The 12,933-nt window shown below is 62.7% G+C and carries 2 protein-coding genes; both read right to left on the reverse strand.

Annotated elements, in window-relative coordinates; translation table 11 throughout:
- Positions 1-20: 20 nt before the first annotated feature.
- On the reverse strand, positions 21-12,695 hold the full coding sequence (locus D2V17_RS06645) for a filamentous haemagglutinin family protein (RefSeq protein WP_052208620.1): 12,675 nt from the start codon (positions 12,693-12,695) through the stop codon (positions 21-23).
- Positions 12,692-12,933: hypothetical protein (locus D2V17_RS06650; RefSeq protein WP_220474080.1), on the reverse strand; the 242-nt coding region annotated here is incomplete at its 5' end. The genes D2V17_RS06645 and D2V17_RS06650, both read right to left, overlap by 4 nt.

The raw sequence follows: 12,933 nt of genomic DNA on the forward strand, positions 1-12,933 counted from the left end.
TTCGGCCCAAACTGATCGGCTTACTCGCCGAAGCCGAGGAAGCGAACGTTGAGGATCGTCGGGATCTCGGTCCGAACCTGCGGCCGTGCCCGCTCGGCCAGTTCCGCCGCCTGATTGGCAACGGCGCTGGAGGACGAGGAGGCCGAGGTCAGCGCGCCGGTGTTGACCGCCGCGACCACCGGGATTCCGGCGGCTTCGCCCTGCACCTTGATGTTGGCGGCGTTGAGCACCTGAAGCGCGGCAAGGTTGATATTGCCCGACACACGAATGCCCGCTTCGCCCGCATCGATCGTTCCCAGCGGGGCCACCAGGTCGATGTCACCAGCCGGCACCTCGGGGATCGGGTTCAGCGTGGCGATGCCCGCGCCCGACGACGGGACCTGCGGCGCCAGACGGACATTGCCATAGGCGTCATAGGTGCGAAGCGGCGGGGTATAGAGCACCGTGGTGTTCGCCCCGCGCCCGGCATTGATATCGCCTTCCTCGGACCAGCCGAGGATGTTGCCGCCATAGGTGGTCATGACGCGCGAGAGACCGAGAAGGAGCGATTGTTCGCTGAAGATGCGGATATCGCCGCTGCCCTGGGTCATGACGCCGGCGGTCTTCTGGTCCTCGTCGGTCATCACATTCTGGACGCCGACGACGATCTGGCCGCCGGGCGCCATCATTTCGATGTCGCCGCCGAAGTTGGTGCGAACGCCCGAGCCGCGATACATGATGATATCGCCGCTGCGGTCGATCACATTGCCGCCGCCATCCTTGTCCGGGAACAGGGTGGCCACCGCAAGACGCCCGCGCAGATAGGAACCGAGGCGCGGCCCGTCAGCATCATTATATTCGCGACCGCCTTCACGCAGTTCCGAGAAATAGACCTGCCGCAGGAAGATGCGCTGCTGCTCCGGCGAGAGCCCGTCGAAGCGTTCCTGTACCTGCGTCAGCAGACCGGACTGCGCTTCACTGAGCGAAGCCGCGCCATCGGCATAGCCATAGTCGAACATATCGGTCGAACGCAGCAGGGCCGAGAGATTGCCCTGGTTGGTCGCCGCGTCCTTGAAGCCCAGGGCCGAAAGCCGAGCCTCGAGCTGTGCGGCGGGAAGCTTCGCGCCATTGGCATCCACCAGCCCATTGGCGGAGACGAACTCGGCGAACGCACCCTCGGCGACATAGCCGTAACGGTCGAACAGCCAGGCGGCCAGTTCGGCGTCATAGAGTTTCGCGACCTTGCCGACGCTTTCGACGATACCCTCATCGGTCACGACATTCTGCTCGGCCAGCGGCCGCCCCGGATCGGCCAGCTTAGACGGATCGAGATAGTAGTCCCGAACCGCATCCCAGTTCACGCCGGTCATGCCCGCCATCAACGCGATGGACGCGCCATCGGAGGTATCATCCGCCCGGATCGGCCCGATCGAGGTGAACGAGCCCCGATCCTCCTGCAGGATGTTGCGCCCCGCAGAAACCTCCAGAGACCCCGGACCGGCAATGTCGAAGTTGCTGTAGATGATGTCGCGACCGGCCGAGATCACCGAAACATCAGTATCGTTGCTGTGGACGATGAGATTGGATGCGCCCACGGTGCCGCTTGCAACGATGTCACGCCCAGCAGTCATGCGCAGCGGGCCTCCGCCGACATACCAGTCCAACAAGGTGCGCCCACTTCCCGAATTGAAGCTGAGCATTTCACCACTGCCCAGGCCGACGATATCGCCCCCGACAGCATAGATTCGCACAGGAAGTCGATCAGCCCAGTTCGACGACGAGACGGCAGCTGAGTTGGGTCCGAAGGCGAAGAGCGAATATGTATCGTTCCACGTCTTGAGTTCGCCATTGTTGGTTGCGTCGATTGCCGAACCATCGAGCGAGAGGTTCATGACGCGTTCGCTGTATCGGCCATCTTCGCGTCCGACAAATGCCGGGTTAAATGGTGTCGGCAGGAGCGTGTCGGTGAAAGACACGCTGATTACATGGCGCGACGCGAGGTTTGAGGAACGTGTCAGATCGCCACCATAAATGGACCCTGCTGCCAACAATGAGAGTTCGCCGGAAGGCGAGGGCGAGAGGCGGTCGCGGGTCACGAGATCATTCGTCATGCCTGCCGATGCGCCGAAATAGAGATCTCCGCCCATCGCCGTGACCCGCAGAATCGCCGGCCAGGTGTCGGCAATGTCGGCCGCGGCGATCAGTGTCTGGCTCGTTTCAATCCCATGCTTGCCCGGCGCGATGTCTCCGCCTGCCGACTGTAGATTGATGGCAGTGTGATCGGTCCAGAGGCTGAACCAGCTGTTGCCGCCGCCCCCATAGTTGACCCCATTCACCGTGAAGGGCTGCGTGTTGAGACCGATGCTGCGTGTGGCGTCGCCTGCGCCGGCAATCACCTGGTCGCCAAGGGTCCGCACCGTAAAGACTGAATCGCCCGGCACCAGTGTGACACCCGATAGCGCCTCCGCCTTCGTGGTCTCGAACGGATCGGTGCCGCGCGGATCGAGCGGATTAGGAAGAGACATTGAGCGATAGCCGGCCTGTACGGCGCCGATCGAATCGGCATCAACACTGGTCGATCCCCGCAGGTTGACAATGCTGCCACCGAGGCTGGCTTTGGCATTGGCGGCATCACCTTCGACATAAGGATTGAGCACCCCGCTGATCCTTATGACCATGTCACCGCCCCCGGTGAGCCTCAGCGTGCCGTCCGCTGCCACACGACCGGTCGAACCAACAGCCAGAACAAGGCCTTCGCTACGACTATCACCATAGTTAAATGAAGTGTTTTCACCGCCACGCTTGGCCGTGCGGCCCGCATCTCCGCCAATACGAACTGTCAGATTGCCTCCGCCAAGCGTGCCGAAGCCGGTAAAGCCGGTTATTGCCGGGTTCGCAATGCTGCTGCCATTTGCCGAGGAAACATAGGTGCCGAAGTTGATCCACCAGGCCGTCGGGATCTTTTCATCCGTGACGGTGCCACCCGAACCCTGCCGCCACAACCAGTTGCCGGCGACCGCACTCGATTGATAGCTCTGCCCGTTCTCCAGCATGCGGAAACCCAGGATATCACCGACTAGATCGCCGCCGGCCGTGATCGCCAGATTGCCCCCACCGTCAGGATACCAGGCATGATAACTGGCAAGGGTGGCCGAATAATCTGTATCGCCGCCAAGCACCACGCCAGTTGGCAAGGTTCCACGCTGAAGGTCGTAGCCATCGCCCGGATCGGTCGCCGTGCCGGCAGTATAGATTCCATAGAGCGAGGACATGCGGATGTCCCCCGCCGCCGTCAGCGACAGATCGCCCGTACCCGTTCGGATCACGCTGAGACCCGGCGCGACATAATCATACCCCGTCCAAACCTTCGGCCCACCGCCTTCCTGAACGAGGCACAAATCAGGGAAGGGAGCGCACCAGGCTGCTTGTTCATCTTCTGACACGGGCTCGCCCGCAGGCATTCCCAGCCAGTTGTCAGGCGCCCAGACAATCTGGTCGCCGCCTGTCTGTTTCACGGCGCACAATGTCGAATCATATTCGCACCATGACGCTTCCTCTTCCGAAACCGGCGTGCCGGGCTCATAGCCTAGCCAGTTGCCGTCCGCCCAGACGAGTATCTCGCCACCGACTTCCTGCATGGCGCACAATGTCGAGTCATACTCGCACCATGATGCCTCCTCTTCCGAAACCGGCGTGCCCGGTTCGTAGCCCAGCCAGTTACCTTCTGCCCATACGAGTATCTCGCTGCCCGCGCTACTGAGCGCCGGCGTACCGCTATAGTGGGTGTCTGCCAGCCGAATCGTCCCGACCGAGGCCGGATCGAGCGCCTTGCGATCAGCCGAGGCGACATCTGCCCCAGCAACGAGTTGGAAGCTCCAGCTGCTGGTGCCCGAAGCCAGCATCGGGGCCACGGCCCAATTGCGATTGATGAATCCCTGATCGGATGGACGGAGGTTGATACCAAGATCATCGACAAGTTGAACGTCCGTCATTGACGGGATGAGGGCCCCACGTGCCAAAGTGATCCGTTCGTTCGTCACCATTTCGACCGGCAAGGGCACGCCCTTGGGCCAGATCAAGGCATCCACCGCTGCGCTGCTGGAGAGCGCAGTGCCCGCGCCCAGCTTCATCCCCGGCGTCAACGTCACCATATTGTCGAGCACCATCCCCGCAGAATAAGCCACCGATCCATCGGTATTATAGATGTTGGCGGATAGGGCAGATCCGGCGCCGAGCGTGAGCTGTCCAGTCAGCGCCACGTCGACCGGCAGCACCGTGCCGGCGGGAAGAGTGAGAGCGCCAACGGGCACGTCATAATTCAGCGTCGCTTCCCGCGGGAAAGTCGTTCCCGTATCCAGCACGACACCGTCGATCGGAATGATGATATCCCCACCAAAGGGAGTGAGGCCGCCGACGAGTCCGTTAGGACCTTTGGTTTCCGTGAGCACCCATCCATCGTCATCAGCCGTGGCGGCGGGTGGCGCGAAACCGTCAGTGATGCTGCCCAGGATGTTGAGGTCGCCGGCGGCCCGCAGCGCCAGTACGCCCGGCTCGCCGAAACCGCGCAGCGCCGGATCGATCCGGTTGGCTTCCGGTCCGTAACGATAGCCTGACATATCGAGGTCGCCGAGCACCGTCAGCGTTCCTGAAGGATTGACCGCTGCATTGCTCACGATCTCAACACCAGGGCGGAGATGATATTGTCCCAGCCCCGCCAGGCGAGCGGAAAGCGCTGCATTGCCCAACGCCAAATCGATGAAGGTGGTGCTGTCGAGGTCAATCCGGTCGAGATAAGCCTGGGTGACAAGCTGGGGCCGTTCGCCGGAAACGTCCGGCAGATCGGCCAGCGGCGCATCGTCATAAGTGCGGAAGGCATTGACGGCGATCGACCTGGCGCCTTGGATGTCTACCATGCCGCCCACGTCTATTGCGACGTCGTCCGTTCCCGTGCGCTGCGCGTTCAAGTCGAGCGAGCCCCGTGCTGCGCCATCGTTCTGGCCAGGCACATCGGTACCGGCACGCAGGTCAATCCGCGCGCTGTCGCCGAGGACCAGCGTACCCGCCGTGCTGGAGAGATCGACAACCGCGCGGTTGGGGCTGTCGATAATCTGACCATAGCTATCTACGCGAAGACCCGTGCCGTGGGCATCGAGCGCGCCGTTGACGACGAGATCGCCAATGGCCGCAAGACGGATTGCGCCGACCCCCTGACCGCTGGCATCAATCGTCCCCTCGATGGTAAGGCTGCCACCATCGAGCACAATCTGAACATCTTGCGCCTTCACGCCGTCACCCACGGTGAGGTCACCTTGACGGATGCGAAAGCGCCTTGCTCCGAAAACCTCGCCTGCGTTAAGCTGGGTGTTTAGCTCTCCGAAATCCGCAAGGGACTGCGCCTGGACCGCCAACTCCGCTCCGTTGTAGGCGATTTCGGAGCCTCCGGCATCGGCCCTGCCCGTAGCGGAACCGAGAATCGTACTCGCCAGATCGACATGTCCGGCACCTGTGCCAAGTGCGGTGACACTTATCGTGCCCGCGCGATTGTTGACGGCGGACAGGTCAATGATCGAACCGGCGCTGGCAGAGATATTGCCGCCCGTGCTTTCCATCAGAAGATCGCCGCCCCAACTATACTGCGTGACGTCAACCATCTCGACCGCGCGACCCGAAAGATCGATGCGAGCCAGGTCGCCGAGCACGAGGTCGCCGCTTGCCGACAGCGTGAGCTTTCCCGATGGCAGGATCACCGCGCTGTCAATCGAAAGGTTGCGACCATAAATCGCCAGCTGCGCCCCCAGCGCATCGCTGGCGACCTCACCCGCCACGCCCTCCGGCGCCATCACGCTCACGTCGCCGCCTGCCCTCACGGTGAGCATCGATCCGGCTTCCCCGGTCAGCACAGGAGCAGTGACGACAAGGTTGCCGCCCTGATAATCCCAGCCCTTACCGGTCACATAGTCGCCGCGCGTTTCATAGACCGAAAGCATGCTTTTGCCGCTGCTGACAATGCGCTCGGCTGCTGTGAGGTTGACTTGCCCGAAGCCGAGCACAAGCCGCTCATCGATACCCGTGGAAGATTGGGTGTTCGCCCCATGACCGAACAGGATCGAGTTCGCCCGGATATCAAGCATGCCCTTACCGAGCAGACCGGCGACCGGAGCGCCTGCCTCACCGTCCGTGCCGGTCCAGATGAATTCGCCCGCGTGGATCGTCGCGACATCGCTATCGGCGCCATAACCATAGATAGCAGGCGTGCCGAACACGAGTTGTTCGAGCGACGAGGCATCAAGGTCAACCGCGCCATAGACATTGACCGCTCTCGTTGCATTGAGCTCCAGCATCTCGACCGCCGGCGCGTGCGTCGCGTTATTCCCCGCCAGGATCTCGGCAAGGCGGGTCTGGTTGAGTTCCAGCCCATCCGGCAACTGTCCGCTTGCCTCGGCTGCCGCCAGCGCCGCACTCTCTCCCAGATTTACCGAGGATACGCCCAGTACCAGCCTGCGCGTACCATATGCCACCTTCTTCTCGATGGTGAGCGCGCGATTGGTCGCAAGAGCGATGGTCCCTTCGGACAGGAGTTGCGTCGTCCGGTCGCAAGCATCGGTCACGCATGCTCCAACATTAACGTAGAGGCCATCGGGAGAATTGGGATTTTCTTCCTGAAGGAGCAGATTGAACCACCCGTTGGAGAGGGCCAGCACGCCGAGGCCGCTGAAAATATAGCCGTCGTCGGAATCATAGCTGGATTCACCCATGCCAATGGTGCTGAGAGTGGCCCCTTCCTCGATCGTCAACGTGCCCCCGTCATTACCCATGGACTTTGAACCGGCCATAATAATGTCGGCGGCGGAGATCGCCGCGCCGCTGCGGATGGTTAGCGAACCCTCGCCATTCACAGTGACGTAGCGGCCGCTCTTGCCATACAGGCTGGACAGCGTGGCATTGAGGATGAGGCGCGGCGCTTCGAGCGCACTTAGCGCGCCCGCATCAACCGACGCGGAATCCAGCCCCGCCGATGCTTGCGCGCCGGTCGCCACGACCTCGCCGATGCCACGCACCTGCACCGCGCCAGCGTAGCCTTCGCTATCCTTCGCAGCCGCAAGATTCACGTCGCCCAACACTCGCAGCGCCAAGCCGTCCGCGCTGTCGGTGCCGCGGGTGAACGCAAGATCCAATGTCCCGCCATCGGAAGTCATCATCGCGCGCGGCATGCCCAGTCGGGCGGCATCGGCCGCGACGAAGGCGTTGTAGCCCATCTCGTTGTAGCCGGAATGCGCGCGTACAGCGTCCGCGGAAGTCAATGTCACCCGTGTAGGCAGGGTATCCCGTATCGCGGTATTGGCGATGCCGAGTGTACCCTGCGTCAGATAAGAGCCGTTGCCGATCGCATTGACGCCCGCATAGCCGCTGGTCATTCCCGCACCGATCTCGACACGGAAGGCGCCTGGCAGCAGCGCGTAACTGGATGGCATCAGCGTGTATGTGCCGGCAGCGAGACCGGGTACGCTCTCAAGGATTGTGATCTGTTGCCCAACCACCGGATTCCCATACCCAGCATCGGGCGCGACGGGAGCGTAGGAAGAACTGCTTGAAGGAACTATCGCGTAAACGGCATTGCCACTCGCGCTCGCGCCATAGCCTGGGTTGGCATTGATCAGCGCGGTCTTGAGGATATCCACCGATCCGCCCCGTCCGCTCATGAAGCCGGCGCCGGCAAGATCCCCACCGCCCGAAAGATCGAGCAGCGCTCCGCTTTGCACATCGAGACGAGCGGCCTTCACTTCAAGGCCATGACCCCAGTCCGTACCGCTGATGGCGGTGAGTGCAACGGGCGAACCATTGTAGTCATATTCGATGCCGTCGACAGTTCCGCCATAAGGCATCGTCAGTCCGGCGGCACTGATCGAGGTCTCACTGCCTGGAAGCAGGTTGACCAAGGACGTGACTTGTCTGTTGAAGGTCGAACCGATCGTAATCAATCCGAAGGGCGCGCGCACCACGCCGCCCTGATTGATGGTTTCGGCACCCAAGGCTAGCATGCCAAAAGCGGAATAGGGCATTTCGGCAATACTGTCGTCGTAGCGGAGGATCGTTAAACTGCTACCTGCCCGAAAAGCCTCACCCTCTCCCTGATAGCCACTCATGATTCTGCCGCCGACACCCGTTGCCGGATATATTTGCGCTGCTGTGAGGGTAATGTCGCCCGAGGAAGACAGTTCCGTAGTGGCATTGGTCGGCAATCCGCGCCCCGGCGTGCCTGCAAGCATCCGCAGGTCGCCGCGGCTGGTGAGATCGATCTGCGCGAAGCCGCGCCGATCCAATATCTCACCGGTCGATTGATCGGCAGTGCGGGCGCCGAAGCCTACCCGATCGCGCACATCGATCATATCGGCTACGACCGAGAACAGCGCGTTCGTTGGCGCCTGCGATATGCCGTCGCCCCAGTGAAGCGAAGGCATCTCATAATGCTCAGGACCTATGCGCGTCGTGCCGGCCAGGCGCAGGTAAGGAGTCGCAATGGATACCCGGCTATCCTCTGCGGCGGCGTCCGTCAGCGCATATGTGCCCGCATAAAAACGAGCGCTCTGGCCCAACGAGAGTGCGACGCTGCCGTCAAACGACAGCGCGCCGTTCACCAACAGCGAGACATTGTCGAAACCGCCAGCCTCGATCCTGTCGGCGCCGAGATATCCGGTGCCCGCGACAAGGCCGTCCTGGTCTCCTTTCACGCCGAAACCTTCAGGAAGCAGGCTCTCGCTCTGTTCCTGCGACAGTAGGAATTCACGCGGCCGCAGCAGGTCTGGAGGCGCTTCGCCGACACGGTAGCCCGCCGATTCCAGCGCAAGGCCGAGCGTGCCGCCTGCAGCGCCCTGGCCGCCAGCCTCGGCCTTCACCGTGCCGTCCAGGTAGAGCCCGACATTGGATTTGGCGACAATCGTACCGCCGTCGCTGACAACCTGCGTCGTGATCGAGGGCATACCCATCGTAGAAGGAAGGTCGAGTGTCGCCCGCGTACCGGAGGCATCGAGTAGCGCGCCAGTTTCGATGACGATGAACGCATCCGCAGCCTTGGCCGAACCGGTGTCCTCCCAATCAAGGTCGCCGCCGAGCGCGATCGTTCCCCCATCCGCAACAATGCCGTAACGGCGCCCCAGCCTGTCCACGGCGGTAGCAGAGCGGGCGGCGACATCGATCACAGCTTCGCTGCCGATACGGATCAGGCCCGGGTCGGGAGATCCGTAGCCCGCAGAAACGGCTGTCGCCAGGCGAGGAACATCCAGCGTAACATTGCCGCCCCAAGCGTGAAGGCCGCCATCGACCTCAATATCTTTGCCTAGCAACGTGATGGATTGGCCAGGATCGACATTTATCGCAGCTTGGCGACCAATGCGAATTCCGCCAATAGCCTCATCGCTTCCAGCCGGCGCTCCCAGCGTGGCGGAGATAGTCAGGCTTGCTCCCCCCCGCCGGGTCAAAACGCCATCTACCGGATTTTCCAAATAGGTGGGTGGCGTCCAAAGGTCGAGCGCTTCGGACAGCGGCGCGCCGGTAGCCGCATCCGGCGCGAATTCGCCAAAAAGCAACACCGGCATGACTACGGACAGATCCGTGCCATCGGCTACTGTCACGCCCTTGCGTCCGACTAACTCGTAACTAGCGAAACCGGTCTGAAAGATCGCAGTATCGACCTGTGTGCCGCCCTGTTCATCGGCCGCGCCAACAGTGAACGTCTTGCCGGTTTCGAGATGTAGCGTGCCGCCCCCCAGCACGCCGACGCCACGTATTTCCCCGTCGAGCAGGAGCGCGCCATCCGGCGCAACAATAGCATTATAGCCATCCGCAACGAGCGAAACGTCACCGCCGGCTCCGCCCCTTGTATCATTCTGGGCGAGGATCGCTCCACCAGATGAAACATCTATCAGGCTGCCTTCCGCCAGAGTCAGATCATGGGTAGAGGCCAGGGTGACTTTGCCGCCATCGAGATAACCCAGCTTTCCAGTGTCGGAAGCATTGAGGGCGGTATTGACCCACAGGCCGGTGAGATCGAGCGTTACGCCTTCACCGACCGCGATAAGCGAGCCCCCATTCCCATCCAGGAGAACCTGTGCGCTGCTTCCATAGTGATTGCTTGCCCGGTTGGTCGCATTGATCGAGCCACTATGGGCGGTGACGTCCGCATTGAAGTCAATCGTTGGCGCAACCAGCTTTAGCGCCCCGCCATCGGCCAGTGTCAGGGGATTGTCGATGGCGATCACGCCGGTTGTTTCGATGTTGAGACCGCCGAGACCAGCCTGATTGAGCAGGCCTGCGTCGAGCCAGGCGGTGCCGTTCCGCTCTTCAGGCAGTGCGTCCCCCGTCGCGAGATGCTTAGCGATGCTCGCAACATCCGCGATCTTCACCTCCACTGAATAGGGGTTGGTGTTACTCACCAACAGGTCATAGCGCCCTAAAGCCAGCGACCCCGGCTGCGCGCGGGTATGCTGCGCCACATCATAGCCATCGGTGATGCCATCGGCTCGGGCATTGACCTGCCGCTCACCCTCGATAACCGCGGCGATGATATCGCCTTCCATGATGGCGGTCGGCGTCGAGAGAATAAGCTGTCCGGCGTCGCGCCCGACCGTATAGCCGTCGCTCCAGCGGCGAACGCTACGCGCCCCGGAGATCGGGTGCGACCAGACCTGGGCATATTGCTCGCCCCAGCGCGAATGCTCGCGCACGAAGGCGTCGCCCCAGGCGACCATCTTCATGCCCGCCGGCGCATTGGCGAGATCATAAAGCTTGCCATCCGCACCGAGCACACGGGTCGAAAGCACCCAACCGGCTTGATAGTCGAGACTGCCGCCGGAGATGTCGAAGGTCGCGCCGTGCTGCGCCACCACTTCATTGGCCGCCAGCGTGATCGTGCCGCCGATCGCCGCCCATTCACCGATACCATGCGCCATGTTCTTGAGATGGCCGCCAACCTCGAGCAGGCCGCCCTTGGTGTACCAGCGATCACCATCATAGCCGCCGGTGCCGTCCGGCAGCAGAATGAGATCGCGCACATCGACCCAGACGTCGTTGCTGCGAAGATTGGCGTTCTCGCGGTTCTGCGGGGAATCGCGCAGCTCATTGCCCTGGATGTTCACCAGGATGGAGTTGGACTCCATGTCGAGGGCGATGCCCTGAACGCCCGAGACGTCGATCAGCGAACCATCCTCGGTGGTGATGCGTCCGGCCGCCTGCACCGCGACCTGACCGCCCTGGGCGCTGGTCTGCGATCCACCTTCGAAGACGACGTCGCCGCCGGTCACGATTTCGATGCGCGACTGGTCGAGCCGATCGGCCAGCAATGAGCGGTCGTTGAACCCGCCGCTGGTGGTTGTGTAGCGATTGAGGTTGGCTTTCTCGCTCTGCTCGATCAGCGAATCCCGCTGGCCGTTGAGCGCGGTATCCTCACTATCCAGTTCGGGCAGGATGATCGTCAGGCCTTGGCCGGACCCGACGACCTTGCCGTTGACGTCGCTCGATTCCCAACCGCTGGCGAGCGTCACCGAACCTTCGGCATCGGTCGCACTGTTCAGCAGGTGGATCGTGCCGCGCTGATTGACGCCAGTGGTGGCGACGAGCACGCCTTCTTGCCGGATCGTGCGGCCAGCCAGCGTGATGTCGCCCTGGGCGGCTTCGATCAGGCCGCGGTTGATCACCGTGCCGCTGTCGGAGTCTTCATCGATCAGCCCGCGCACCTCATTGCCGCGCGTCGTCGAATATTGGTTCTCTTCGGTGCCGAACCCCTTGCGGATGATGAAGTCATCGCCCGCCGACAGCAGCGTCTGGCCCTTTGCGGTGACGATGCTGCCTTCATTGGTGACCTCGGTCCCCATGAGCATCACATAGCCGCCGCCCTGCGTAGCGCTGGCGGGCGCATGGGTAGTGATCTGCGCCCCGGCCGCAACCGTGATCGCGCCGCCAGCGTCGGTGAAGCTCGGCAGATAGTTGGCGCCGGATAGCTGCGAATAGATACCGCGATTGGCGTTGAGGAAATCGCTGTCGAGAATATTGGCCGATGAGGCAATCAGATTGCGAACATTGACCACGGACGTGCCGCCGAACAGCACACCATTCTGGTTGAGGATCAGCACCGTGCCGGGGGCGGTGAGCGTGCCGTGGATCTGCGAGGGCGAAGCATCACGCACGCGGTTGAGCACGACCGCGTCGGCGCCATAGGCCTGGTTGAACACCAGATCGGTCTCGCGGCCGATGTTGAAGCTGTCCCAGGTCAGAATGGCGCGCTGCTGGTCCTGATCGACCGTGACCGTCGTGCGCCCGTCCTTGCCGGCGCTCTCTATCGGACCATTGGCGCCTTGCCAGAGATTGGGATCGATCTCGATGCCGGGCGCCTGCTGAAGCCCGCCCTGACCGATGCCGTTGGGAATATTGTTGATGGCGTTCTGCGCGGCGATGCGCGCCTGCACCTGCGCGTCGTTCATCTGGGCGCGGTTCTGCGCCGCGCGGCGCATGGCCTCGACCGCGCGTTGGGTGGCGCTGTTGCGCTCGGTCACGCGCTGCGCTTCGGCCTGCGCGACGCGGGCGGCGGCCGCCGCCGGATTGCCGCCGCCACGACCCTGGCCGATGCGGTTCGATTGCGCCTCGGCGGCACCGGCAAGCAGAAGGGAGCCGATCGAAGCGCCGATGAGCAGACGCGTGCGAAGCGAGTGGTTGGTGTTCGTCATTGTTTTGGCTCCAGCATCGTTGCGGCAGGCGTGGCGGCCGCATGTTCTTGAATGTCGTGAGAGGTCGGGATGGCCGCGCCGGACGGGCCTTCACCGAGCAGGAAGGCGGCGAGAAGGAAGGCCAGCACCCAAGGGACGGTGCGGCCAAGCTCCTCGGCGAGAATGGTGCGGGTCATCAGCGCGGCCCCCGGGTCGAGGGCGGACGGCTGTTCGGGCGCTCCGGGTGGACCGACCGGCC

Source organism: Aurantiacibacter xanthus, assembly GCF_003584015.1.
GTDB classification, from domain to species: domain Bacteria; phylum Pseudomonadota; class Alphaproteobacteria; order Sphingomonadales; family Sphingomonadaceae; genus Alteraurantiacibacter; species Alteraurantiacibacter xanthus.